This window comes from Streptomyces sp. NPDC008079 (genome assembly GCF_042957385.1).
GTDB lineage: Bacteria > Actinomycetota > Actinomycetes > Streptomycetales > Streptomycetaceae > Actinacidiphila.
On sequence record NZ_JBIBIC010000001.1, the window covers coordinates 605,958 to 630,096 of the forward strand.

General features: G+C 72.1%; 21 protein-coding genes, 1 tRNA gene and 1 pseudogene. 5 read left to right on the top strand and 18 right to left on the bottom strand.

From position 1 onward, the window contains the following. Nucleotides 1-33: 33 nt before the first annotated feature. The 5 genes from ACFZAM_RS02530 to ACFZAM_RS02550 all read right to left on the bottom strand — a co-directional run bounded on the left by ACFZAM_RS02530 (nt 34) and on the right by ACFZAM_RS02550 (nt 5,678). Nucleotides 34-2,076 carry a copper resistance protein CopC gene (locus ACFZAM_RS02530; RefSeq protein WP_391042116.1) on the bottom strand — a complete coding sequence of 681 codons (2,043 nt, stop codon included), beginning with the start codon at nt 2,074-2,076 and terminating at the stop codon, nt 34-36. 68 nt (nt 2,077-2,144) lie between these two features. After that, nucleotides 2,145-2,693 carry a copper chaperone PCu(A)C gene (locus tag ACFZAM_RS02535; RefSeq protein ID WP_391042118.1) on the bottom strand — a complete coding sequence of 183 codons (549 nt, stop codon included), beginning with the start codon at nt 2,691-2,693 and terminating at the stop codon, nt 2,145-2,147. Further along, the gene (locus ACFZAM_RS02540) at nt 2,690-3,454 is read right to left on the bottom strand and encodes an SCO family protein (RefSeq protein ID WP_391042120.1); all 765 of its coding nucleotides are present in this window, start codon (nt 3,452-3,454) and stop codon (nt 2,690-2,692) included. Before ACFZAM_RS02540 ends, ACFZAM_RS02535 begins: the two co-directional genes overlap by 4 nt. 310 nt (nt 3,455-3,764) lie before the next feature. After that, a complete protein-coding gene (locus ACFZAM_RS02545) occupies nt 3,765-4,514 on the bottom strand; it encodes a DUF1775 domain-containing protein (protein WP_391042121.1) in 750 nt (249 codons plus the stop codon). Nucleotides 4,515-4,811: 297 nt separating this feature from the next. After that, nucleotides 4,812-5,678: a hypothetical protein gene (locus tag ACFZAM_RS02550; RefSeq protein WP_391042123.1), complete on the bottom strand. Its 867-nt coding sequence runs from the start codon at nt 5,676-5,678 to the stop codon at nt 4,812-4,814. Between the two features lie 205 nt (nt 5,679-5,883). On the opposite strand from ACFZAM_RS02550, the gene ACFZAM_RS02555 reads away from it, so the two are divergent. Next, nucleotides 5,884-6,327 (top strand): ATP-binding protein, encoded by a 444-nt coding sequence (locus ACFZAM_RS02555; RefSeq protein ID WP_391042124.1) that lies wholly within the window; start codon nt 5,884-5,886, stop codon nt 6,325-6,327. Between the two features lie 142 nt (nt 6,328-6,469). On the opposite strand, the gene ACFZAM_RS02560 is transcribed toward ACFZAM_RS02555, so the two are convergent. Beyond that, nucleotides 6,470-7,882, bottom strand: a complete 1,413-nt coding sequence (locus ACFZAM_RS02560) for an aminopeptidase P family protein (protein WP_355336757.1) — start codon at nt 7,880-7,882, stop codon at nt 6,470-6,472. Between the two features lie 452 nt (nt 7,883-8,334). Continuing rightward, a complete protein-coding gene (locus ACFZAM_RS02565) occupies nt 8,335-10,113 on the bottom strand; it encodes a SpoIIE family protein phosphatase (RefSeq protein ID WP_391042126.1) in 1,779 nt (592 codons plus the stop codon). Nucleotides 10,114-10,716: 603 nt separating this feature from the next. Here ACFZAM_RS02565 and ACFZAM_RS02570 point away from each other — a divergent pair. Continuing rightward, nucleotides 10,717-11,430, top strand: coding sequence for a bifunctional DNA primase/polymerase (locus ACFZAM_RS02570; RefSeq protein WP_355336591.1), 714 nt, complete (start codon nt 10,717-10,719; stop codon nt 11,428-11,430). 209 nt (nt 11,431-11,639) lie between these two features. Next, nucleotides 11,640-11,909, top strand: coding sequence for a hypothetical protein (locus ACFZAM_RS02575; protein WP_391042128.1), 270 nt, complete (start codon nt 11,640-11,642; stop codon nt 11,907-11,909). A gap of 948 nt (nt 11,910-12,857) precedes the next feature. Here ACFZAM_RS02575 and ACFZAM_RS02580 read toward each other — a convergent pair. The 3 genes from ACFZAM_RS02580 to ACFZAM_RS02590 all read right to left on the bottom strand — a co-directional run bounded on the left by ACFZAM_RS02580 (nt 12,858) and on the right by ACFZAM_RS02590 (nt 16,010). After that, nucleotides 12,858-13,820, bottom strand: a complete 963-nt coding sequence (locus tag ACFZAM_RS02580; RefSeq protein WP_188281531.1) for a DUF5926 family protein — start codon at nt 13,818-13,820, stop codon at nt 12,858-12,860. Nucleotides 13,821-14,009: 189 nt separating this feature from the next. Continuing rightward, nucleotides 14,010-14,864, bottom strand: a complete 855-nt coding sequence (locus tag ACFZAM_RS02585; RefSeq protein WP_391042130.1) for an ATP-binding protein — start codon at nt 14,862-14,864, stop codon at nt 14,010-14,012. Nucleotides 14,865-15,092: 228 nt separating this feature from the next. Continuing rightward, complete coding sequence (locus tag ACFZAM_RS02590; protein WP_391042132.1) at nt 15,093-16,010, bottom strand: glycerophosphodiester phosphodiesterase family protein; 918 nt, start codon at nt 16,008-16,010, stop codon at nt 15,093-15,095. Nucleotides 16,011-16,199: 189 nt separating this feature from the next. On the opposite strand from ACFZAM_RS02590, the gene ACFZAM_RS02595 reads away from it, so the two are divergent. Continuing rightward, nucleotides 16,200-18,011, top strand: coding sequence for a trypsin-like peptidase domain-containing protein (locus ACFZAM_RS02595; RefSeq protein ID WP_391042133.1), 1,812 nt, complete (start codon nt 16,200-16,202; stop codon nt 18,009-18,011). 36 nt (nt 18,012-18,047) lie between these two features. Further along, nucleotides 18,048-18,134, top strand: a tRNA-Ser gene (locus ACFZAM_RS02600). 141 nt (nt 18,135-18,275) lie between these two features. Here ACFZAM_RS02600 and ACFZAM_RS02605 read toward each other — a convergent pair. The 8 genes and pseudogenes from ACFZAM_RS02605 to ACFZAM_RS02640 form a co-directional block, all read right to left on the bottom strand. Continuing rightward, nucleotides 18,276-19,727 (bottom strand): site-specific integrase, encoded by a 1,452-nt coding sequence (locus ACFZAM_RS02605; protein ID WP_391042135.1) that lies wholly within the window; start codon nt 19,725-19,727, stop codon nt 18,276-18,278. A 63-nt stretch (nt 19,728-19,790) separates the two neighbouring features. Further along, nucleotides 19,791-19,961, bottom strand: a pseudogene (locus tag ACFZAM_RS02610) (helix-turn-helix transcriptional regulator); the annotation flags it as partial. 165 nt (nt 19,962-20,126) lie between these two features. Then, nucleotides 20,127-20,435, bottom strand: coding sequence for a DUF6303 family protein (locus tag ACFZAM_RS02615; RefSeq protein ID WP_355336585.1), 309 nt, complete (start codon nt 20,433-20,435; stop codon nt 20,127-20,129). 2 nt (nt 20,436-20,437) lie between these two features. Next, entirely contained in the window at nt 20,438-21,055 is a 618-nt protein-coding gene (locus tag ACFZAM_RS02620; RefSeq protein WP_391042136.1) for a hypothetical protein, read from the bottom strand. A gap of 106 nt (nt 21,056-21,161) precedes the next feature. Then, the gene (locus ACFZAM_RS02625) at nt 21,162-21,404 is read right to left on the bottom strand and encodes a hypothetical protein (RefSeq protein WP_391042138.1); all 243 of its coding nucleotides are present in this window, start codon (nt 21,402-21,404) and stop codon (nt 21,162-21,164) included. 31 nt (nt 21,405-21,435) lie between these two features. Further along, a complete protein-coding gene (locus tag ACFZAM_RS02630; RefSeq protein WP_391042140.1) occupies nt 21,436-21,630 on the bottom strand; it encodes a hypothetical protein in 195 nt (64 codons plus the stop codon). Further along, nucleotides 21,630-21,881: a hypothetical protein gene (locus ACFZAM_RS02635; RefSeq protein ID WP_391042142.1), complete on the bottom strand. Its 252-nt coding sequence runs from the start codon at nt 21,879-21,881 to the stop codon at nt 21,630-21,632. The genes ACFZAM_RS02630 and ACFZAM_RS02635 overlap by 1 nt, the downstream gene beginning before the upstream one ends. Before the next feature lie 131 nt (nt 21,882-22,012). Beyond that, nucleotides 22,013-24,109 carry a cell division protein FtsK gene (locus ACFZAM_RS02640; RefSeq protein WP_391042143.1) on the bottom strand — a complete coding sequence of 699 codons (2,097 nt, stop codon included), beginning with the start codon at nt 24,107-24,109 and terminating at the stop codon, nt 22,013-22,015. Between the last annotated feature and the right edge of the window lie 30 nt (nt 24,110-24,139).

Consider the following 24,139-nt stretch of genomic DNA (forward strand, 5'->3'; position numbering starts at 1 on the left):
CGGGCTTCACGTCTTCCGCCGAATCGGATGACTTCACGGGTTGACCTGCATGTTCCTCGTCTCCGTCACTTCGTCGATGTCCGAGGTGCGGACGGTGACGGCCACCTGCCAGGCGCCCGGCAGCGGCAGTTGGACGCCCGCCGCGGTCCAGTGGCCCACCGTCAGGTGCTGCAAGGGGACGTCGATGGGGCCGATCTTCTTGGCCGGCAGCGTGAACTGGAGGCGCACCTCCGGCACGTCCACCGAGCTTCCGGCGGGCGTGCTGAGGAAGAGGTGGACCTCGTTGGCGCCCGACCGGGCGGGGGAGACCGTCAGGCCCGCCGTGCCCTTGCCGTGGGGACCGCCGGTGTCGTACGGGATGGACAGGACGACCTCGGTCGGGGCCGTCGCGTTCCCGCCGCCGGTCGCCGCGGGCGGCGCCTTGAGGTCCTTCTGCTCCTCCGCGGCCCGGCCCGGCTGCGAGCCGGTCAGCATCGTGGTGACGGTCAGCAGGACGACGGCGATGCCGACCTCTATCAGGACCGAACGCCGGAGCCGGTTGCGCGCGGGATCCGCGTCGCGCACCTTCTTCGCCTTCGCCGAGTCCCGCGCGTCCTGCTGCCGCCGCAACTGCGCGGCCCGCGCCGGGTCCTCGGAGCCGGACCCCGTGCCCGCCCCGGCGGAATCCGAACCCGAACCCGAACCCGTACCGGAGCCCTTGCCCCTGGCGGAACCCGTACCGGACCCGGTACCGGACCTCGTACCCGACGCCGTACCGGCGGACGCGGCGGCCGGAGCCACCACCGTGGACGCCACCGCCTCCGTCCGCGCCACCGCCGTCACCCCCAGCTCCCGCGTCCAGCGCCGCGAGAACCAGGCCACGCCGACCAGCGCGCACACCAGCCAGATCTTGATGAAGAGCAGCTGCCCGTAGTGGGTGTCGAAGAAGGCCGCCCAACTGCCCATCTGCCGCCACGCCTGGTACGTGCCGGTGCCGATCAGGGTCGTCACGGCGGTGAGCGCGATGAGGGAGAAGCGGCGCACGGCGTACGGCTCGACCGTACCGGCGGTGGAGCGGGCGAACAGCGCGGTCAGCAGGGTGATGAGCCCGCCCAGCCAGACCGCCATGGACAGCAGGTGGACGATGTCGACCGGCATCGCGACCTGCCGCTGGATGCCGACGGAGGCGTGCTCGGCCATCGCCCAGGTGGCGGCGATGCCGATCGCGACGACCGTGCCGCCGATGCCCAGACCCCAGGCCAGGTCGGCGCGTTCCTCCGGGTCCTCGCGCTTGGCGTAGCTGCCGAAGAGCACGGCGAGGAAGACGGCCGCCGCCGCGAGCAGCAGCAGCCGGGAGACGAGCGCCGCGCCCGGCCGGGTCTCCAGCACCGCGCGCATCACATCGGGGTCGACCGCGTCGCCGAGCCCGGTGCCGTTGGCGTACGGGCCGCGCAGCATCAGCAGCGCGATGGTGGCCGCGACCAGCGTCGCCCAGCCGCCCGCCGCGATCCGCCGCATGGGACGCAGCAGGGCGCCGCGCGGCCAGCACACGGACAGGAACACCGCGCTGCCGACCAGCAGCGCGAAACCGGCGTAGGCGAAGTAGCGGGCGATCCCGTAGAGCGTGGACGCCGCGCCGCCGCCCGCCGCCGCCGCGCCCGACAGGTCGACGCTGGTCTTGGAGGCCGCGCCGACCGAGAAGGTGAACGCCCCGGCCACCGGGTGGCTGTCCTGCGACACCGCCTTCCACGCCACGGTGTACGTGCCGTTGCCGATGCCCGGCCGCAGCCCGACGGTGGCCGTGGACCCGGAGTCCTTGCCGCTGTCGTGCTGCGGCCTGCCGACCGCCACGTCCTTGCCCTGCGGGTCGAGCACGCGCAGCGAGTCCGCCGACAGCAGCACGCCCTCCGAGAAGGTGAGCACCACGCGCTGCGGCGCGCTCTGCACGACCGAGCCGTCGGCCGGGTCGGTACGGAGCAGCGCCGCGTGCGCGGACGCGGGCGCAGCGACGCCGAGCAGCAGCGCGAGCAGCCCGCCGAGGCAGGCCGCGAGCGCCGCCAGCCGCCGCCCGCCGGTCTGGCGACGCGGTGGCCTCAAACGTGGCAACCGGGCGTTCTTCTTCGCTGCGGGCGCTGTGCGCGCTGGCGTCGCTGGGTTCACTGCGGTCAGCCCTTCGGGTCCGGGCGGTACGTCGTCGCCTCGACGGGCACGGTGACCGTGACCGTGGCGGGCGTGGCGTGGGCGAAGTGGAGTCGCAGGGTGACTGTTTCACCGACCCGCGGCTTGTGGGTGAGGTTCTCCAGCATCATGTGGTCGCCCCCGGTGCCGAGGGTGAGGGTGCCGCCCGCCGGTACGGTCAGGGCCGTCACCTGGCGCATGGTGGTGCCGGTCGTGCTGTGCAGGGTGACGTGCGCGGCCAGCGGCGTGCTGACCGAGGTGAGTTCGGCGTCCCCGCCCCCGGCGTTGGCGACGGTGACGTACGCGGCGGCCTCGTCGGTCAGCAGCGGCTGCGGTATGTACCCGCCGCTCACCGACACTTTGCCGGGCCCGCTGCCGGATCCTTTGCCGGACGCGCTGCCGGACGCCTTGTCTGACCCCGCGCCGGACCCGGCGCCGGACCCGGACGATCCGTCGCTCAGCGCGACGCCCGCGCCGGTCGCCAGCGCCACCGCCGCGACACCGGCGACGGCGCCCAGCAGCGCGCGCCGCCTCACGGCGCCTCGCTCCTGACGATCTTCGGCAGGTCGGCCGCGAACTGCCCGGCCGTCGTCCCCGACATGTAGAGGACGTGCGCCTTGTCGTCCTTGGGCCAGAAGGCCAGCACCTCGGCGCCGTGCGTGACGGTGACGCTGCCGTCCTTCTCCTTGACCGGCGGGTCGATGCCGACGCCGACCGAGCGGGCCGCGGCCTGGATGGCGTCGAACTTACCGGTCAGTCCGATGAAGGACTTGTCCATCGCGCCGAGCCACGCCGTCAGCCGCGCAGGGGTGTCGCGCTCCGGGTCGGTGCTGACGAAGACGACCCGCAGCGCGTCCTGGTCGGCCTTCGGCAGCTTCGCCTTGGCCAGCGCCAGGTCGCTCATGGTCGTCGGGCAGACGTCGGGGCAGTGCGTGTAGCCGAAGAAGAGCAGCATCGGGTGGCCCGCGGTCTCCTTCACCAGGTCGTACGGCTTGCCCTGGTTGTCGGTCAGCACGAGCGCGGGCTTCGTGAACGGCGTGTCGAGCAGCGTGCCCGCCTTCTGCGGCGCTTCGGCGGACACCGCCGCCACATTGGCGTTCGCCGACGAGTCGCCGGAGCCGCCGCAGCCGGACAGCAGCAGCGCCCCCGCGACGGCGAGCGCGGCGGCCCCGGTCACGGCGGTGGTACGGGCACGGGTGCGGGTGCGCGTACGGGTCGTGCCGGACGTGCCGGACGTGCCGGACGTGCCGGACGTGCGCGGGGAAGCGGTCGTGCGGGTGGAGCGGGTGGTGCGCATGAAGGTGATGCCCCTTCAGTGGACGGGTGGTGCCGGGCGGCCACGGTTCGCGTGGCCGCCCAGCGGGCTGTTCGGGTCGAACGGGACCGCGAGCGGTCCGGTGGATCCGGTGGATCCGGTGGAGCAGGTGCTTCAGGTGCTTCAGGTGCTACAGGTGAATCCGGCGATCCGGCCGACACCGGTCGAGCGAGAACCGGCGCCGGCCGTCAGCCGGACCAGCAGTAGGTCGGACCAGCCGTCGGTCGGACCAGCCGTCGGCCGGAGCCGTCGGCCGGAGCCGTCGGCCGGACCGGCCGTCAGGCGTCCGGCGTCAGGCCGACGGGTTCCGGCGGCGACCGGCGAAGACGCCGTAGCCGATCCCGATCGCGCCGACCACGATTCCGGCGACGCCCAGCGCACGGGCGGTCCCGTCGCTCGTGTCGGACGAGGCCGCCTGCGTACCGGCGGACGAGCCGCCGGACTTGGCGTCGGCGGCCGGGGTCGCCGTCACGCTCGGCGTGGCCGATGAGCCGTCGGAGGCCGCCGCCGCCGTCAGCTTCAGGGTCGGCGCCGGGTGCTGCGGCTCGGCCTGGCCCTCCTTCGGCACGTCGATCCAGCGCACGATGTCACCGTTGTCGTACGTCTGGAGCGTCTTGAAGACCAGCGCGTCGGTGGTGGCGGGCAGCGGCCCGAACGACACGGGGAACTGCTGGAACTGGCCCGGCGCGATCTTCCCGCCGCTCCAGGTGATCTTCGTGACCGCCTCGTCGATGGTGCCGTCGTCCGACTTCAGCGGGGTCGCCAGCTTCGACTTCGTCACCTGCGCCGTCCAGCCGGGCACCGGCTGGATCGAGACCGAGGCGACCGGGTGGTCGGTGGGCAGATTGACCTCGACCTTCGTCGTGGACGCGCTGTCCTCCTCGTTCGGCACCTTGAAGGCGACCGTGCTGTAACTGCCCTGGGCCGCGCTGTTCGGCGTCACCGTGACATGCGCGAAGGCGGGCACGGCGGCCAGCAGGACGGTGGCACCGGCGAGGGCGGCGATGGTCGCGGCACGGCCGCGCATACGTGAGCTGCTCATTACGAGGGTGCTCCAGTTCTCCACAGGTCTGTGGGAAGTGGGCTGACGGTGGCATGGAACCGCGGACCACGGCGCGTCAGGCGCCCGCGGTCGGCGGAGGCGTGGGCGGACCCGCGCGCCACCGTCGCCGTGCTCCCTGGAAGGCGGCGTAAGTCCTATGGACCTATGCCGTATAAGTCCTATGGACCTACGTAGGACCGATGGACTCATCAGCCCAGTGAGGGCCTCTCAGGTCCGCAAGGACCTGCGAGTCCCCGGGGGCCTACGCCAAGGGGGAGTCGGCGGGGGTGCGTCGCGTCAGACCGCCGCGAGGCCGAACGGCGGCCCGCGCCTGGCCAGCGAGTGCCGCAGCAGCCACACCGTGCGGTGCCTGGCCGCCGTCGCGTCCGCGGCGCAGCGCCGCCGGGGCCGTACGCCCGCGGTCCCGGCCGCCTGCGCCGCGAGCGCGGACAGCAGCGCGTGGGCGCGGCGCAGTACGGCGGGCGAGAGCGCGGCCAACTCGGCGGCGCCGCGCACCGACAGCCGTATCAGCCGCCAGAGCGCCGCCTCGCCGCGCCGCAGCACCCAGCCCGCCACCACGGCGGCGAGCAGGTGGCCGAGGAACATCGGCAGGGAGCAGAAGGGCAGCGACATCACGGCGTGCGCGACGCTTCCCGTACCGCCCGCGGCCGTACCGCCGCTCATGTCCATGCCCGGGGTGTGCACGGGCGCGCCCATCGCGGACGGGTCGAGCCCCGCCTGCTGGACGACCCACTGCGCCTTCCGCGGGGTGAGCGGCGCCGCGGCCGTGCTCCCGCAGACCAGCCGGGCCGCGACGGCCAGCAGACCGCCGGAGCCGGACCCCGCGCCGCCGCCGTGCCCGGCGGCCGTCGTACTTGCGCACATCTGCCCGGCGTTGAAGACGCTGTGCAGCGCGAGCTGTCCGACAGCGAGGGCGGCGGCGATGCCGGGCAGGGTGCGTTCGCGCCCCGCGAGCGGCGCCACGACCGCGAAGACCGAGAGCCAGCCGACGACCAGCGCCCACACCGGCACCGTACGGCCGGACGCCATCGCGTGCCCGACCGCGGCCAGCACGACGCAGACCGCGGTGAACACCGCGGCCCGCAGCAGTCGCATTCCGGCGCCGGCGCGCACGGAGGGGACGGAGCCCCGCGTGGCAGTCATGACGGCGGTCATCTTCTCACCGCGCGCTCCGGGCGGATACGGCGGGTGTCCGGCTCGCGGGGGTGTGCGCGTGAAGTCCCCTTACACCCGTACGCCGGGCATGGGCATCCGCCGAATGAGCGATATCACGTCAACATCGCGCTTACGGGACGCTCTTCGCGGCAATACGTAACCTTATGTCGAGCCGCAGCCAGGAGGCTGGAGCATGAGCATCTGGTGGTCACTCCATTTGCGGCGCGAGGCTGCGAGCGTTCCGCTGGCCAGAAGGCTGCTGATCGGGACCATGGAGACGGCCGGAGTCGATCCGGACATCTCCTTCGACCTGGCGGTGGCCCTCTCGGAAGCGTGTGCCAACGCCGTCGAACACGCCGGATCCGGCACGGAGTACAGCGTCACCGCGCGGATCGACGGCGACCAGTGCCGTATCGAGGTCGCCGACTCCGGTCCCGGATTCCCCCGCGACCGCTTCCGCCACCCGGCCCGGCCGCTGAGCCCCAGGGGCCAGCAGGCCGAGCACGGACGCGGACTCTTCCTCATCGAGGCGCTGGTGGACCACGTCCACTTCCAGAACCGGCCGGGTCACGGCACGGTCGTCTCCTTCGACAAGGTGCTCAAGTGGCGTGACGACGCCCTGCTGAAGGCGTCGTAACGCCACTCGACTCCGGTTCCGGTGGGACCGGCCGGGGAGACCGGCCGGGACCGGCGGACCGGCTTGGGTCGGCGAGACCTGGTGGGATCGGCGGACCGGCTGGGCCCGGCGAGACCTGGTGGGGCCCGGCCGGGACCGGTGTTCAGCCGCGCAGCCCCGCCATCCACGCCTCGACCTCGTCCGAGCGCCGCGGCAGCGCGTCCGACAGATTGCGGTTGCCGTCGTCCGTCACCAGGATGTCGTCCTCGATCCGGACGCCGATGCCCCGGTACTCCTCGGGCACCGACAGGTCGTCCGCCTGGAAGTACAGGCCGGGCTCGACCGTCAGCACCATGCCGGGCTCCAGGGTGGAGTCCACGTACGCCTCGGTCCGCGCGTGCGCGCAGTCGTGGACGTCCATGCCGAGCATGTGGCCGGTGCCGTGCAGCGTCCAGCGGCGCTGGAGGGCCAGTTCGAGCACCCGGTCGACCGGGCCTTCGAGCAGCCCCCACTCGACCAGCTTCTCGGCCAGCACGCGCTGCGACGCCTCGTGGAAGTCACGGAAGGCCGCGCCCGGCTTCACCGCGTCGATACCGGCCTGCTGGGACTCGTAGACCGCGTCGTAGACCTTGCGCTGGACCGGCGAGAAGCTGCCGCTGATCGGGAGGGTGCGGGTGACGTCCGCGGTGTACAGGTGGTGGGTCTCCACGCCCGCGTCGAGCAGCAGCAGGTCGCCGGAGCGGACTGGGCCGTCGTTGCGCACCCAGTGCAGGGTGGTGGCGTGCGGGCCCGCGGCGCAGATCGAGCCGTAGCCGACGTCGTTGCCCTCGACACGGGCGCGCAGGAAGAACGTTCCCTCGATGTACCGCTCCGAGGTGGCCTCCGCCTTGTCCAGGACCTTGACGACGTCCTCGAAGCCGCGCGCCGTCGAGTCGCACGCCCGCTGCAACTCGGCGATCTCGAACTCGTCCTTCACCGCACGCAGCGCGGACAGGAATTCGGTCAGCTCGGCGTCGCGCTCGGCCGTCACCTTGTCGGTGAGCGCCGCCTCGATGCCCGCGTCGTGCCCGCGCACCACGCGGACCGGACCGGCCGCCTCGCGCAGCGTCTCCGCGGCCTTGCGGACGTCCCGGCACGGCATCCCGAGCAACTGCTCCGCCTCGGTGAGGCTGTGCCGCCGCCCGACCCACAGCTCGCCCTGGCCGTCCAGCCAGAATTCGCCGTTCTCCCGGTTGGAGCGCGGCAGCAGATACGCGGTCGCCGCGTGCCCGCCGCCCTTGCGCGGCTCCAGCACGAGGACGGCGTCCTGCGTCTGGTCACCGGTCAGATAGGCGTACTCGGTGGCCGCCCGGAAGGGGTACTCGGTGTCGTTGGAACGGGTACGGAGATTGCCCGCCGGTACGACGATCCGCTCGCCGGGGAAGCGCTCGGACAGCGCGGCGCGGCGCGCGGCGGCGTACGCGGCCTGCGGCAGCGGGGCCAGGCCGTGCAGCTCCGTGTCGGCCCAGTCGGCCTTCATCACGGCCGCCAGCTCGTCGGAGACAGCCGGGTAGAGGCGGTTCTTGCGCTGCTTGATCGGCTTGTCGTCGCCGTCCGCCGCGTCCGTGGCCGCCGCGTCGCCGTCCGCCGCGGCCGCCGCGTCGGTGGCCGCTTCGACTGCCGCGTCCGTGGCCGCCTCGGCCGCCTTCACGGCCGTCCCCGTCGTCTCAGGAGTCTCGGGCGTCTCCTGTCCGACCCGCTCGACCTGCTCGTCCGGCTGTGCCTGGGCCTCGGCCACGTCCTGTCCTCCTCGCTGTCGTCGCCATAGCTGCCTGGAGGTCCCGCCGGGACCCGCTATGGACCTCTACGCATCGTATGTGCGCGCGGAAGAGGGCGTGCGGGGGGCATAGGTCCTGAATCGCTCACGAATCAGGACCGGGCGGACCGAAGCGGACGCGGGTGACCGCGGCCCGTCTCTCGCAGGGGCCCGTCTCTCAGCCGCCCGTCTTCCGCAGTCGCCCGTCTCTCAGGGGCCCGTCTCTGTCCGCCTCAGTCGAAACGGACGGCGAGCAGGACGACGTCCTCCACGCCCTCTGACCGGTCGAGGCCGTCGGGCAGGACGGCGTGCAGGATGTGGTCGACGAGACGGTCGGGGTCGTCGCGGGCCGGGCGCGGGGCGCTCTGCGCGGCGGCGTGCAGCCGGGCGAGCGCCCGGTCGGCGGACTCCCCCGTACGGTGCAGCAGCCCGTCCGTGAACAGCACCAGGGTCTCGCCGGGACGCGCGTACAGCTCGACGCTGGGCGCCTCCCAGCAGCTGAGCATGTTCAGCGGCGCGGACAGCGACGTCTCGACGTACTCGCAGCGGCGGTCGCCGATCACCAGCGGCGGGCAGTGTCCCGCGCCCGCCAGGATCAGCTTGCGGCCGCCTGGGCCGCCCGCCGGGCGCGGGCCGCCGTTCGCCGCCTCCGCCTCCACGTACGCGAACAGCGCCGTCGCGGACCTGGCGGGCTCGGTGAGCCGCATCAGCAGTTCCAGGTCGGACAGGACCGCGACCGGGTCCTCGCCCTCCATCACCGCGTACGCGCGCAGGCTCGCGCGCAGCCGTCCCATCGCGGCCACCGCGCCGGGGCCGCGCCCCGTCACCCCGCCGACGGCCAGGCCGAGCGCGCCCTCGGGCAGCGGCAGCGCGTCGTACCAGTCGCCGCCGCCGCGCGGATTCGTCCGGTGCCTGACCGCCAGCCGTACGCCGGGGACGCGCGGCAGCCGTTCCGGCAGCAGTTCCGCGGCCAGCGCCGCCGTGGTGTCCCGTGCGCGCCGCAGGTCGAGCACGCGTGCGGTGTGCTCGGCGGCGAAGCGCAGATACAGGCCCATCAGGCGGCGCTGCCGGTCGTCGGGTTCCGCGGGTTCGTCGTAGAACCACACGGCCGTGCCCAGCCTGCCGGCCGACTGCGCCGTCAGCCGCAGCGCGTAGCTCGCGCCGAGGCCGAGCTGGACGGCGACCTCGCGGTGCCGCCGGTCGAGGCCGGGTTCGTGCAGCAGGTCGGCGTGGACGCGTTCGCCGTCCGCGTCCCGCGCCGCTGATCCGTCCTTCGCCGCTGATCCGTCCTCTGCCCCCGATCCGTCCCGCGCTCCTGACCCCTCCCGCGCTCCTGATCCGCTCGCGTCACTCGGCACGCCGGTGTCGGAGGCGGACGTACGGGGTACGGGCACGGTCTCGATCGTGCCGAGGTCGGCGTGGCCGAGGCCGAGGCCGACGGTGCGTTCGGGGCCGAGGCCGTCGGCCGGCTCCAGCGCGACCATGCCGCGGCGGGCGCCGACCAGGGTGGCCCCGGCGCGCAGCACCTCGTGCAGCGTGTCGTCCAGCGCGGTCGTCCGGGCCAGCCGCTCGGTCAGCTCGTGCACCAGGGACAGGTCGCACACCCAGGAGGCCAGCCGGTCCTGCACGGCGGGGGAGCCGTACCGGTCACCGGCCGCTTCCTCCGGCGCCCGGGGACGGCCCGCACCGGGTACGGTCACGGGCTTGGCCGCGGGTTCGGCGGCCTGGTCGGTCACGGGCACGGTCGCGGAACTGGTCGTGGAATCGGGTGCGGAACCGATCGTGGAATCGATCGTGGAATCGGCCGCCGGTTCCGTCGCCGGTACCGTCGCCGGTTCCGTCCTCGGTCCCGCCGGTTCCGTCGCGGGTGCGGGCGGAGCGGCGGGGGAGACGGCGGGGACCGCGGAGGCGGCCGTGACCTGCGCGGGGCCTCCCGCGGGGGACGCATTTTGCGCCGCCGCGGAAGGAGGTGGCTCTGTTCCGGCCACTTTTTTCATGTGAGCGGCGCTCATGGCCGGGGGCTTCCGGCCAGTCGCCAATGGATGGGGCATTCCGCGCTTTTCGTCCGCAAAGCGCGGCGCATCTGCATCAATAGCATCGCAAACCCCCATGTCGTGGCGCGTCGCTACCAAGGAACCCACTTGTACACGCACAATCGCGGGCATGTCCAGGATTGTCCTGGTAGACGGAGTGGCGTCGGGACGTGACCGGCGTCACGTGCCGTGGTGCGCTGGTGGCCTGGAGTAGCGGTCGGAGCGCCGCAGGTTGGCCAGAAAGAGCTACCCCCGTCTCATGCGCGCTGTCGACTGATCCCGGCCAACAGCGCGTCATATTTGCGGGTGATGGGTAGGAACCCGGAGTCCGGCTCAAGCGTCGTAGTACGTAAGCAATTGACAGCCGACCCCACCCCGAGTGGCGAGCGGGAGCTGCGCCCAACGGGATCCACGACTAGTGGCTCGCGATCGGGGCAAGTGAGCAAGCGCCATGCGCACGCCACCCACCGCCACGTTCCACGCTCGGCCGGCGGCGTGATGCGCTGCCTCGTGAACGGCGTGCTCGACAGATACGTGTGCAAGGGCAGATCCCTGGGCGTTAACGGAAAGGAACGAGCGCTGATGCGCGAGATCCTCGGAAGGCGACGCAAGCTCTCACTGCCGCGAAAGGGGCGGACCGCGTTGCGTGACGCGGCGCTCACCTATGCCGAGCAGTGGCAATGGCGTGTGGTGCCCGGTGTCGGATACGACAAACGCGGCACATGGCGGGCGACCGGTGCGCAGCCGTGCGCCTGCGCCCGCCCCAACTGCCCGGTGCCCGGCGCCCATCCGCACGAGCCGGGACTCCTGGCCGCCACCCGTGACCCGCGCATGGTGCGCTGGTGGTGGACGCGCAGGCCGGACGCGCCGGTGGTCCTCGCGACCGGCGACCGGGTGTCCGCGGCGAGCCTGCCCGCGGTGGCCGGCACGCGGGCGCTCGACGCGATCGAACGCCTCGGCGTACGGCTCGGCCCGGTGGTCGCCACCCCCACCCGGTACGTGATCCTCGTCGCGCCCTACTCGCTCGCCGAGCTGGGCGAACTCCTCGACAGCCAGGACTGGGTGCCGACATCGCTGCGCTACCACGGCGACGGCGGATACGTGGCGCTGCCGCCGTCGAGCAGCAGCGCGGGGCAGCTCCGCTGGGTGCGGCCCCCGGTGCCCGAGGCGACGGGACCCGACGCGCCGGTCGGGCTCGGCGGCGCCGCGCCGTGGCTGCCGCGGATCGGCGACCTCGTGGACGCCCTCGTCCGGGCGGGCCGGACCGCGCCGGACGGCGACCGGCTCACCTATTGATCCGCGTATTGATGCGCCGCGTTGACACCGCGCCTGTTCTGAACGCTGTTCAGGGCGGGCGCGGTGTCGTTCGCCGCGCGCTCTGTCACTCGTTCGGGTAGCCGAGGGCCCCGGCCCTGCGCTGAACGGCGCCTGATCGTTCCGAAGTCCCCGGTCCGCCCGCTACGTTCGGCGGACCGCAACCGTCGAGCGCAGGTGGGGTCGTGCCCGTGGAGCCGAAGTCACAGCCGCAGCCGCAGCCGCATTCGCAGGCCGTTCAGCAGGTCGCGCAGGACCATGTGTCGGGGCTGCGCATGGTGGCCCTCGCGAGCGTCGCCGCCCTGGCCGTCGTCCTGCCGCTGGCCGCCGCCACGGACGGCCCCTCGGAACACCCGGGCCACGGCGGCCACTCCGGCCACGCGGGCCTCGGCGCCCCGCACGCCAGGACCACGTCCGTGGACGGTTACGGAATGCTTCCGCCGCCTGCCGAAGGCACCTGAACCGCTACCGACCGGTACGACGAAAAGCGTCGCCGTCGTCTCCCTCGCATGGCGAAAAGCGCCGTCCGGCGCCCCGCGGGCATGGAAACGCCCGGTCGCTGGCGACGGGGGATGCACCAGCGACCGGGCTGACCAAACGGTAACAAGACTTCGTCCGTTAGCAAATTCCCCGACGCCGACGGGGCGCCGATTAGCCGCGATTCAACGGGAGTTGTGACCGGAATCACGGCCTCCCCCTCCGTGCCGCCCCCGCCCCCGCCGGCCGGTGTTCCGCGGACCTCCCGATCTGCCCCGCCGGGGCGGGCGGTGACGTCCGGGAGCGCCGTGGCTGGTGGCGCAGTTCCCCGCGCCCCTGAAAAGACCGGCCCCCCGCCCGGACGAAAGACGGTGCGCCCCGTGAGGGGCGCGGGGAACTGCGCGGCCCGCCCCTACCGGCGGGTGGTCCGGGGGCGACGGGATTGCCCCCGCTGGGGCGGGTGGTGAGGTGCGGGAGCGCTTCGGCTGAGCGCGCAGTTCCCCGCGCCCCTTAAAGGATCGGCTCGCCGCCTGGGCGAAGGTGGGTGCGCCCCGTGAGGGGCGCGGGGAACTGCGCGGGTAACCCTCCACCGGCGGGTGGTCCGGGGGCGACGGGATTGCCCCGTTGGGGCGGGTGGTGAGGTGCGGGAGTGTCGTGGCTGGTGGCGCAGTTCCGCGCGCCCCTGAAAAGCGGGCCGTCCGTCCGCCTGGGCGAAGGTGGGTGTGCCCCGTCAGGGGCGCTGGGGGCACCTCCCGGCCGAAGGTTGGGGGAGGAACTGCGCGGCCCGCCCCCACCGGCGGGTGGTCCGGGGGCGACCGGATTGCCCCGCTGGGGCGGGTGGTGACGTGCGGGAGCGCTTCGGCCGGGGTGACGGCCCCCCGTACGGCTGGAGGCCGTGGAATGGCTCGCCGCGAGGCGTAAGGCGGCTGGCGTCAGCTCAGGGTGATCTGGCGGTTGGTGAAGCCGCTGCGGGCGCGCCGCTCGTCGGCGGTGAGAGGGCCGGACTTGGCAAGCGTCTCGGCCAGACGCTCGTTGAAGGCGGCGGCGGGCTTCTCCACCTCGTCGGCGCCCATGCCGACCGGCAGGTCCCACACCGGCACCACGAGCCCGTGCGCGCGGAAGGAGCCGACCAGCCGCGTACCGTCACCCAGCGACGACACCCCGGCGGCGTGCAGCCGGGCCAATGCGTCGAGCAACTCCTCCTCGGGGTGCGGCATGACCCACCGCAGGTGGTTCTTCTCCGGCGTCTCGCACCAGTACGCGGCGTCCACGCCGGTCAGCCGTACGGTCGGGATCGCCGCCTGGTTGGCCCGCTCCAGCGAAGCGGCCACCTCGCCGGTCGCCGCGTCGGCGTCCTCCAGCCAGAACTCGAAGCCGCTGTGCACCTCGGGCGTGAAGGGCGCGTCGAGGTCCAGCACGTCCTGGAGGCGCGGCCCGTCCTGCGGCGGGCGGCGGCCGTCCACCGGATTGCCGGGCGCCGCGGTGAGCGCGCGCAGCAGCGTGTCGGCGAGGTCGCGGCTGACGTCACCGGACGCCGCCTCGTTCTGGAGGCCGAGCAGGACGGCCCCGGTGTCGCGGCGCAGTCCGGGCCACGCCATCGGCAGCACGGTGCCGAGCGTCACCGAAGGAACGCCGTCGGGCAGCGCGTCCTTGAGGGTGAGCGGGGCGGTCGCCGCCGGGACCAGCTCGCGCAGCGCGACCCAGTCGCACTCGCCGGGCAGCCCCTCGAACGGGCGGCGCACCAGCTCGGTCACCGCGTGCGACGCCTCGCGGCCGTGACACGCCTTGTACCGGCGGCCCGAGCCGCAGGGGCAGGGCTCGCGCGCGCCGACCACCGGGACCTCTCCGCTCGTCGGGACCTTCGTCTTCGTCGCGGTCGCGCGCTTCTTGGCCATGGCTCGGTCTCTCCCGTAACGGCGGTGTTCCGGCCGTGAGCCTAGCGCCCGGCGCGGTCGCCGCCGGACCACGGCGAGGCGTGCGGAGGGGGCTACCGGGGTGTCCTGCGTGCTGTAGTGCTGTGCCCCGCGCGGCCCGGTGCGGCTCTGTGCGGCCCGGCGCGCGGCCCTACGCCTGGACCCGCGACCTCAGCCGCGTTCGTCGACCGCGTCGAAAGCCGTGTTCAGCGACCCGAGCGCGTCGAACGCTTCGATCGATTCGGCCAGGTCCATCGACATGCCCATCGGCAGGCCGCCGCCCGCACCGACGATCGGACTGATGCCCGTACCGCCGATTCCGCCGATTCCGCCGAGTCCGGCCCGCTGGCCGCGCGTGCCGCCCGTACCGCCCGCGATCACCGGGTCGTCGCGGCGCGCGTGCCGGGCGCGTACCGGAAGGACCGCCCAGACCGTCACCTCGCCGGGCGCGTCGTCGCGCACGCCCCAGCGCAGCGACAGGCTCCCGACGATGCCGAGGCCCCGGCCGCCGTGCGCGCTCAGGGAGGGGGTGGAGGGGCGTGGCCTGGTGGGGCCGCCGCCGTCGGTCACCTCGACCGCGAGGAGTCCGTCCGTGCCTATCGCCCACGCGGCGCGTATCCCGCACTCGCCGCAGTCGGCGCGGTCGCTGTCGGTACGGCCGCTGTCGGTACGGCCGCCGTCCGTACGGCCGCTGCCCGTACGGCCGCCGTCCGTCCGTGGGCTGTCGTGACGGCCACCGGCCGTCCAGTCGTCGTTCACCGTACGGGGAGTGTCCCGGGCGGACCGTGCGCCATTGGCGTCACCGCCGCCCCCGGCCTCGTGCGTCTCCAAAGGACGCGCGTGCCGGAAGGAGTTGCTCAGCAGCTCCGACAGGATGAGGACGGCGTCGTCGATCACCGGCTCCGGCACGTCCTGCGCGCACAATTCGTTCCGCAGTTTCCGGCGCGCCACCGCGACGCCGGTCGGACCATGGGGCAGGGCCATGGTCGAGGACGTAGGCACCTCCTGCGCCACCATCAACGACACCCCCGAGACCTCCTTCACGCCCTTGCGCCACGGGATGGATGCCCTCTGCGACTCGGCCGGAAACAAGCCAACCGCGATCTATTGACGTACTCCGTACACATTCACGACGCACAATTGCAGCCCGAACACGATACGAACGCGCCGGGGTGCGCCCTGTGACGGCTGTCGCCTGGTGATGTCGGCTGCTCTGTGTTGACTCCTGCTGTGGCTTGCGGACATCTGTGAACTTCAACGACCCAGTTGGGACAGAACCGCACTCGGGCGGTTGGTGATGATGGAATCCACCCCGAGCCGTACGCACAACTCGACATCGGCGGGTTCGTCCACCGTCCAGACGTGGACGCGGTGCCCCGCCTGGCGCAAACGCGCCACGTATCCCGGATCGGCGCGCACGATCCGCATGCTCGGCCCCGCGATCCCGACGCCCGCCGGCAGCCACCCGCTCCAGCGCCGGGGGAGCGCGTGGCGCACCAGGAAGACGGTGGGGACCGCCGGCGCGGCCAGCCGTACCCGGCGCAGCGCCCCCGGCGAGAAGCTCATCACCCGCACCTGGGCGGGCTCCCCGCGCGCCGGGCGGTCCATACCGAAGTGCCGCAACAGGTCGAGCAGCCGCCGCTCGACCTGGCCCGACCACCGCGTCGGGTGCTTCGTCTCGATCGCCACCTCCAGGCGGCGGTCGGTGTCCGCGACCAGTTCCAGCAGGCGGCGCAGCGTGAGGACGCCGCTGCGTTCGCGTACGGCGTTTTCGTCCTCTTCTTTTACGCGTCCCGCGCGGGCACCTCTTATATGCGCGTCTTTCGCACGGGCGTCTCCTGGGTGACGGTCGCGGCTTCCGGCGCCGCCGGGTCCGCCGCGGCCGTCCTTCCACGAGCCGAAGTCCAGCGCGGCGAGGTCGGCCAGGGCGAGGGAGGAGACGGCGCCCCGGCCGTTCGACGTACGGTCCACCCGCCGGTCGTGGACACACACCAGCTCGCCGTCCGCGGTCAGCCGGACGTCGCAGTCCAGGGCGTCGGCCCCGTCCTCGATGGCTTTCCGGTACGCGGCGAGCGTATGTTCTGGTACGTCCGCGGAGGCGCCTCTATGGGCGACGACCTGGACAGGTCGCCCGTCCGGAAACGCCTCCGGGACCGCGCGCGCGTAAGTCACCGTGTCATGGTGCCACCGTCTCCCCGGCGGCCCGGTAACACGGCCGTACGACGGGTACGCGAAGATGCACAGCTACCGCTTACGGCGGTCCGACACGCCGTGGGAAATGCTGTGTTCGGCCCACCACCTTGTTCCGCACCCGGTTCGGAATCCTGTTCAGAACCTGTCTCGACCCTGAGGAGAATCGCTGTGAGCACCGAGAACGAAGCCGGCTCCGGCTCGGCTGCGGAGTCGGCAGCGCCCGCGCCCGACGGTGCCTCGGCGGCCCAGGCCCCCGTACCTCCTGCCGCTCCGCCGCTCGCCCCGCCGCCCGCTCCTCCGACGGCCCCTCCGGCCGCCCCGCCCGCGCCCGCCGCTCCCCCGGCGTCCGCGGACGGCGAGTCGCGTACGGAGATCCTGCCGGAGGTACGGGACGCGGCTCCGGTGCCGCCCGCGGATCCGTACCGGGCCCCGGCCGACCCGTACTCGTCGCCGTCCTCCTCCTCTTCTTCTTCCTCTTCGCCCGCGCCCGCGCCTTCGCCCGCGCCTTCGCCCTCGCCTTACGGTCCGCCGAGTGGGCCGCCTTCGCCGTACGGGACGCCGCCTGCCGCGGTGTTCGCGGCGGAGCAGCCGCCCGCGGGGCCGGGCGCGTTCGGTGCGTCGGGCGCGTCGGGTACGTCGGGTACGGAGCAGGGCGCGGGGTCGGGCCACGGCGGGTCGGGTCATGGCGGGTCGGGTCATGGCGGGTCCGGCCACGGTGGCGGGCCGCACGACCCGTTCGCCGCGCCGTCGTCCCCCTACGGCGCGGCGAACGCGCCCGGTACCGGCCAGCCCGGCGGCCCCGGCGGTCTGCCGCCGGCCTGGGGCACGCACGTTCCCCCGCCGCCGAACGACGGCCGCAAGCGCCGCGGCGGCATCGGCGGCATGGTCGCCGCCGTCCTGGTGGCCGCGCTGGTCGCGGGCGGCGTCGGCGGAGGCGTCGGCTACGCGATCGCCGACCACAACGACAAGTCGAGCTCCACCTCCTCGACCACCGTCTCCGACTCCGGCAGCCAGAAGGCGTTCAACCGCGCCCCCACCTCGGTGGCGGGCATCGCCAACAAGGCGCTGCCGAGCGTCGTCACCATCAAGGCCAGCGGCAGCCAGGAGAGCGGCACCGGCACCGGTTTCGTCTACGACACCGAGGGCCACATCCTCACCAACAACCACGTGGTCGCCCCGGCGGCCAGCGGCGGCAAGCTCACCGTCACCTTCTCCAACGGCAAGACGTACGACGCGGCCGTCATCGGCCGCGCCCAGGGGTACGACGTGGCCGTCATCAAGCTGAAGAACGCGAGCGGCGTCAAGCTCACCCCGCTGCCGCTCGGCAACTCCGACCAGGCGCAGGTCGGTGACGCCACCATCGCCATCGGCGCCCCCTTCGGCCTCTCCGGCACGGTCACCACCGGCATCGTCAGCGCCGTCCACCGCCCCGTCGCCTCCAGCGACGGCCAGGGCAGCAGCGCCTCCTACATGAGCGCGATCCAGACCGACGCCTCGATCAACCCCGGCAACTCCGGCGGCCCCCTCCTCAACGCCAACGGCGCCGTCATCGGCATCAACTCCGCCATCCAGCCCGCGGGCAACAGCGACCCCGGCACCCAGGGCGGCAGCGTCGGCCTCGGCTTCGCCATCCCCATCAACCAGGCCAAGCGCGTCGCCGACCAGCTCATCAAGACCGGCCAGCCCGTCTACCCGGTGATCGGCGTCAGCCTCGACACCCAGTACCAGGGCGACGGCGCCAAGATCTCCACCGACTCCAACACCGCCATCACCTCCGGCGGCCCCGGCGCCAACGCCGGCCTCAAGCCCGGTGACGTCATCACCCGCTTCGACGACACCCTCATCGACAGCGGCCAGACCCTCATCGGCGAGATCTGGCAGCACTCCCCCGGCGACAAGGCCACCATCACCTACACCCGCAACGGCACCTCCCACACCACCACCGTCACCCTCGGCCAGCGCACCGGCGACAGCAACTAGCCCCCACCCACTAAGCTGTCCCCGCGCCCCGCGCCAGGAGGCTTGCCCGAGCGGCCTAAGGGAACGGTCTTGAAAACCGTCGTGACAGCGATGCCACCGTGGGTTCAAATCCCACAGCCTCCGCCGAGGTCAGCGAAGTAGCACGTCAGATGGGGTGCCCCGAGATTCGGGGCACCCCATCTGACGTTGACTGTCTCACTCTGCGTCGCTCATATCCCGGCGTAGTTCGGTACGTGCGGGCCATGCACGGGCCAGATCCGGCGGTTACGCTCCGTCGTCTGTTCGGACATTCGCGCCGGTCAGAGCGCTTGCGATGAGAGCGTTGTTCTCGTCCTGGCGGTTCTTGATGACCTTGGCGTAGAAGCGAAAGAGCACGGCCACGCTGTGGCCCGCTCTCCTGGCCGCCTCCACCGGATCGACACCGGACCTGATCACGAGCGACAGGCCCGCTTGCCGAAGCGAGTACGGCACTTCGGCGAGCGGCGTCTCGACTTCTTCGGGCGACAGCACTGTTACACGTGCCGCTTGCCACAACTCGGCGTATTCGGTGGAGCGCACGCGACCGCCGTTGACCGCTCGGAACAGGCGACCGTCAGGCGCGGTGCCGTACTGCTTGAGGTGCGCACGCAGCATGCGAACGAACACCGGTGGGATGGGAACGGAGCGCGTGGTCTTCCGTGCTCGCCTTTTGAGGCCCCGCTTCTCGTAGGACAACCCATCGTTGGTCCACCCTGCGCCGACCTCAGGACGACTCTCGGACAGCAGCAGTGCGCCCCACGCATCCGGCTCGTCCTCCTCCGGCAGAACGATGGCGTCCTCGGCCAGCGCCGCCGCTTCGGACGGGCGCGTATAGGCGTAGTACATGCAGCCGAAAAACGCTTCGAGGTGCTCGCCGCGAGGTCCCTGTGCGGCCACGCCGCCGATGAGGGCGGCAGAGAGCCGTGGATCCGGCACGTACCGGAAGTCGATTTCGTCGTCCGTCTGTGGTGGGCTCCAGTCGACTCGCGTCAACGGATTCACATCGAGGACGTCACGCTCCACGGCGTACCGAAGTGCGTTGTTGAACACCGTGTACTTGCGGCGGGTAGTGTTCTCCGCCGCAGTGGCCCCGTCCAGCCGGTGCGACAGGGCGAACAACGCTGCGCGCAAGGCGTCCGAGTTTTTAAGGTCCGCGACCTTCATCGAGTGCTTGGCCACCCACGTGAGGACATCCGCGATATCCGGGGGGAGTTGATCGGTGTCCTTACGAGCCACAGGTCGACCGTCGTCATCGCGGACCGCCTTGCCGGTCGCACCCTTTCCTGCCTGGAAGGCATACGACTGGAGCGCCCGCCGCAATACTGCGGTCTCCGGCCGTTTGCTCTTCTCTTCATCAACCAGCACCGGGGTTACGGTGGCCAGCGCTTCGGCAATGCTCGCCCGGTGCTTGGCGGCGGCGGTCGGCCACTTCATCAGGGCGTACGTGCATGCGTGCTCGTACCAGGTCGGCGACTTCAGTTCGTGCAACTCAGACGTGGGCAGCCCAGTGTCGATGTCGAACTGTTTACGTCGCCGCAGGGCTTCGAGGAGCTGAGACTGTCGGCCTTCCGCCTGCGTCTTGAGTCGGAAACTTTGCGAGTGCGGGCGATCCCCTACGCGCCAGCGCAGTTCAAACGGCTTCCGCCGATTCTTGCGCTGGCGGATCGCCCAAAACTCCACCTCGTACGTGAGGCTCATTGGGTTCTCCAAACCGAAGCCGCCCCGGCCATGAACGCGCCGGGGCGGCTCCCTAGGGGGTGGTCAGTCGATGGACTGCTCGCAGGCACTCAGCCACGTGTCGAGGTCGCCGCGGCGCACGCGGATCTGGCCGTTCGGCAACTTGATGCACTTCGGCGCCTTGCCGCGCGCCCGCATGCGGTAGAAGGCGGACCGGGACATGCCGATCTCGTCCAGGACTTCGGGGAGTTTGAGGCTCGGGTGCCGCGTCGGCGGACGCGGGCGGCCCGGCGCGCGGCTGCCGCGCTGCGAGGGCGGCGAGTTGTGGGGCATGCTGGGGGCTCCTCCTGTGTCGTGTTCGGGATGGGAGGGCCGGGGCAGCGGGTGTTCTTGGCGGATTGGCCGCTGCCCCGGGCGGAGTCAGGTGTCGGTGGGGTCGTCGGTCGGCGTGGCCGGGGCGACCTTGACGCTGGCGATCAGGGAGACAGTGCCTTCGGGGTCGCCCTCGAAGAAGGTCTCCATCCACTCCCAGGCGGTGTCGGCGGTGAGCGGTGCGTAGCCGAGGGCACGCAGAGCGGCGGTACGGGCGCTGACGGTGGGGACACCGTCGCCGACCGGGAACGGGACGTGCGCCCAGCGGGATTCGTCGGGCTCGGCGACGAAGACCTCCCAGGCGGCGCCGTCCCAGGAGTGGATCATGTGGGCGTTCAGGGGGCGGGTGTAGGCCACGGTCAACCCGCCTGGAGGAAGCCGTGGGCGTCCGCGAAGCGGATGAGGTGCTGGAGGGTGCGCCCGGCGCGCTCGCCGTAGGCGTACGCCAGGTCGGCGACGGTGGTGGAGAACTCCGCTTCCCCGTGGGCTTCGGCGGCGTTCTGCGCCTGCTCGCTCTCGATGAGCAGGGCGCGGAGGTCGGCGAGTTCGTGGCTTCCGGCGTCGCTGGTGACGGACTGACTGACGTCGGGGATGCCGTCCGCGGTCACGGTGTAGTTGCCGTGGCGGTCGCGGGGGAGTTCGACGTGTCGGGGGCGCTCGCTGCGCAGGACGGCGGCGATGGCTGCGGCGGTGCCGTGCGCGTAGCCGAGCGCGGCGTTCTCGTACAACTCCTTCGTCTGGTGCTCCAGGACCATGTAGAGGTCGCTGAGCTGCCAGAGCGCTTCGTCGTGCGGGCGGACGGGTTCGGCGTCGGGGACGGTGAGGACACCGACGACGGGGACGATGCGTGCGGGGTCGGCGGTCCACGCGGTGTGGCGGGCGTGGCTGTGGGCGGTGCGCAGTTCACGGGCGGCTGCGCCGAGGGCGTACACGCTGTCGGTCAGGCTGAGGTGCCAGTCCGGGGCGATGTCGGGCATGGGGTTCCTCCGTTAGGCGGGCCGGGCGGGCTGTCCGGTCCTCCGCGCGTGCCCAACCCCCGTCTATGGATGAGGGGTTGGGCACGCACAGGGGATCGTCAGGCCTTCAGGCGAGGTGCGGGAGGACGGGGGCGCCGACGGAGGCGGCCTGGAGGACCGTGCGCAGGTCGCCGCCGACGGCCGCGAGCCGCTGCTCGATGGCCTGCCAGGACTCGGGGTCGATGGCCATGAGACCGGCGACGGCGGTGGGGCCCTGGCCGAGTTCGAGGGCGGTGAGGACGTCGCGGAGTTCGCTGATGGCCATCAGGGAGATGCGCGGCTGGGATGCCGCGAGTGCAGGCGTGCACATGAAGTTGCCTCCTTACGAGGACACTTGACGGCTACTTGCCGGAGTTGGGGATCGCGTCCCTGAGCGCGGACATGATCTGGTCGATCGAGGGCGCGGCGTTGCTGCGTGCGAGGTAGAAGCCGAAGAGCAGGGCGACGACGGCGGCCCCGGCGCCGACCGCGCGGTAGCGCATGAGCAGGGCCAGCAGGACGCCGAACAGCGCGAGGGCGGAAATGCTGAAGGCCATCAGCGGACCCCCTCGCGGTGCAGCCGGGCGGCCACGTTGTAGAGGTGACGTCCCACGCGGATCCGTTGGCCGTATCCACGGCAGCGACGGCACTCCCGGCCGCGCACGATCCGGCCGCGCCGGTTCTGCTTGACCTTGAAGCCGAATCCGCGGCACCTGCGGCAACTGCCGAGCGGACTCGCGGCGCACAATGCGGCGTAACAGAGTCCCGCGATGACGATGAGCGCTATAGCGCTGACGAGCGAAGGCATGAGAACCCCTTCCAGGGCGGAATCAGGGCATGCGTGAAGTGGGCCGCTAGCGGCTAGACGCCAGGTCAGAGGACCATTGGGGCGCTAGCGGGGGTGCTAGACCTAGCGGGGTGCGGTGCTAGCCGGAGTCGCTAAGCGGCGGCGCTGTCGCCGTCACGCTGCGCTATGGCGGCGAGCACGTCGGCGCGCCGAACCCCACGCCGATTCGCGCCCTTGCCGTCCTCCGTCGTGCCCCACACCTGCACGGTGCGGATGCCGTACGGCTTTACGGCGGAGGCCAGTTGCTCAGGGCTCCACTCGCTGTAGACGTCCGGCCGGAGTTCGGCGAGGCGGGCGATGATGTCCTCGCTCCAGGTCTTCGACGTCCCGGACGGGATGGCGGTGAGCAGATCGGCGAGCAGGTCGTACGAGGGGGAAGCTCCGCCCTCGGGTTCCTCGCCGAGGGCGTGCCCGGTGAGGCGACCCGCCGCCTTGCGCAGCTCGTACAGGCGCAGCGCGAGCGCGTCAGCCGTGGGCGCGTCGAGATAGACGGAGCGCACGATCCGTGCGTCCGAGCCTTCGCCGACGAACCACGCGATGCCCTTGTCGGCCCAGGCCAGCAGATTCGCGCGGATGCCGCGCTTGTACGAGCCAGTGCCGAGCACCATGTCGTTCTCGATCTGACCCATGACCTTCAGGCACCAACGCAGCGTGGCATTCGCTGAGATGCCGGTCGGCAGTGACTTGGAGTCGGGCCGCTGTGTGGCGAGCAGCAACGTCATCCCGAGTGCGGGGCCGCGCTTGACGAGGTCGGTGCAGTGCTCCTCGAACTCAGCGCCATACGTGGGGTGTTCGAACCACTTCTGGCACTCGTCCACGCCGACGATGATCGGATGCAGGCCGAGCTTCCTCATGTCCGCCAGCGTGGACGTGACCTTGGACTCGGGACAGAGATCCTTGGGCAGTTCGCGAAGGACCTTCGCCCGCCGCCTCAACTCGGCCCGCAGTTCACGGAGATCGGCGAGGGCGTAGGCGATGTCCTCGTCCTCCTCGCCCGCCCGGTAGCGGTGGGCGACGCGGCCGACCGTCGACAGGTCGCCCGTCCCCTTGAGGTCGTACGCGTGGATCTCCGCGCGCAGGTCCATGCACGCGATCAGGAGCAAGAGCCGTAGTAGGAAGGTCTTGCCCATTCTGGGCACGGCGCCGACGATCCCGGAGACGTACATCAACGACGTCAGCACCCACCGCCCGCGCTGATCGGTAGCGAACGGCTGCGCTTTGAAGAGGTCGAGCGGTTTGACGTCCAGAAGCGGCCACTTCGGTTGCCTCGTCTGCGACATGTCCTGATCGCCGACCCACAGCCGCAACCGCCCGGTGTGCTCGTCCGGCACCGCCTCCGGCCATACGCAGCCGAGCGGACGCCGCAGTCCGGACGCCAGCCGTTCGCGGCGGTCGATCACGTCCGTGACGGTGACGCCGTACGGGAGGTCGCCCTCGGCGAGCCAGCCGGGGCCGTCGCGGGTGATGGGCGCGGTGAAGGCGAAACCGGGACCGCCCTTGGCCTGAGCCTGGTTGATCGCGGGGATGCCGAGCGCTCCGAGGGCCCGCAGCACGATGTCACTCGTCAGCTTCGTGGCCTTGGGGATCTCCACAGCCCTGTGGATAACCGGATCATCTGCCGGTTGGCCGAGCCGTCCCAGAGCCGCGGTGGCCACCACACCTGACATCGCGACCAGCCAGCCCGGCGCCAGGACGTACGACCCGAGGGCGACGACCGGCCCGACGACCGAGGAGACGATGCCGACAACCGCACGCCACCGCACTCGCCGGTCACGCTGCCGCGAGAGCTTCAGGTACTCCTCGATGTCGCCGCGCGTGGCCGCTGCCTGCCGCAGCGGCTCGCCCTCGGCGTCGACCAGCCACCGCAGCGATCCGCCGACGAAACGGGCAGCACCGCGTGGCGCCCGAAGCGTAAGCCGCAGCACGTACCAGGGCGCTCGCACCACGTGATACGCACTGACGTGTCCGGCGTACACGGCGACGCCGTGCGCCGCCGACTCGAACTCACGTCGCGACCGCGCCCACGCCGGGACGACCGGCCGTCGCTTGGCGCCGCGTACGCGATCGATCAGCCCAGGGCCAGTCGGGCTGCGGGGCTTGTCGACTTCGATCGACCCGTCAGGGTCTGCCGTCTCTTCCGGGGCGAGCGCTAACGGCGCCCGCCCCGGGTCTTGCCTGTCGTGGTTCACTGGCGATTCCTTTCCTGGTTGGGAGGGAAT

What these genes read in the sequence shown, in the direction of transcription:
- ACFZAM_RS02540 (WP_391042120.1), bottom strand. Translation starts at nt 3,454, where the DNA reads ATGCGCACCACCCGCTCCACCCGCACGACCGCTTCCCCGCGCACGTCC.
- ACFZAM_RS02550 (WP_391042123.1), bottom strand. Translation starts at nt 5,678, where the DNA reads ATGACTGCCACGCGGGGCTCCGTCCCCTCCGTGCGCGCCGGCGCCGGA.
- ACFZAM_RS02565 (WP_391042126.1), bottom strand. Translation starts at nt 10,113, where the DNA reads ATGAGCGCCGCTCACATGAAAAAAGTGGCCGGAACAGAGCCACCTCCT.
- ACFZAM_RS02545 (WP_391042121.1), bottom strand. Translation starts at nt 4,514, where the DNA reads ATGAGCAGCTCACGTATGCGCGGCCGTGCCGCGACCATCGCCGCCCTC.
- ACFZAM_RS02570 (WP_355336591.1), top strand. Translation starts at nt 10,717, where the DNA reads ATGCGCGAGATCCTCGGAAGGCGACGCAAGCTCTCACTGCCGCGAAAG.
- ACFZAM_RS02630 (WP_391042140.1), bottom strand. Translation starts at nt 21,630, where the DNA reads ATGGCCTTCAGCATTTCCGCCCTCGCGCTGTTCGGCGTCCTGCTGGCC.
- ACFZAM_RS02605 (WP_391042135.1), bottom strand. Translation starts at nt 19,727, where the DNA reads ATGAGCCTCACGTACGAGGTGGAGTTTTGGGCGATCCGCCAGCGCAAG.
- ACFZAM_RS02625 (WP_391042138.1), bottom strand. Translation starts at nt 21,404, where the DNA reads ATGTGCACGCCTGCACTCGCGGCATCCCAGCCGCGCATCTCCCTGATG.
- ACFZAM_RS02580 (WP_188281531.1), bottom strand. Translation starts at nt 13,820, where the DNA reads ATGGCCAAGAAGCGCGCGACCGCGACGAAGACGAAGGTCCCGACGAGC.
- ACFZAM_RS02555 (WP_391042124.1), top strand. Translation starts at nt 5,884, where the DNA reads ATGAGCATCTGGTGGTCACTCCATTTGCGGCGCGAGGCTGCGAGCGTT.
- ACFZAM_RS02635 (WP_391042142.1), bottom strand. Translation starts at nt 21,881, where the DNA reads ATGCCTTCGCTCGTCAGCGCTATAGCGCTCATCGTCATCGCGGGACTC.
- ACFZAM_RS02620 (WP_391042136.1), bottom strand. Translation starts at nt 21,055, where the DNA reads ATGCCCGACATCGCCCCGGACTGGCACCTCAGCCTGACCGACAGCGTG.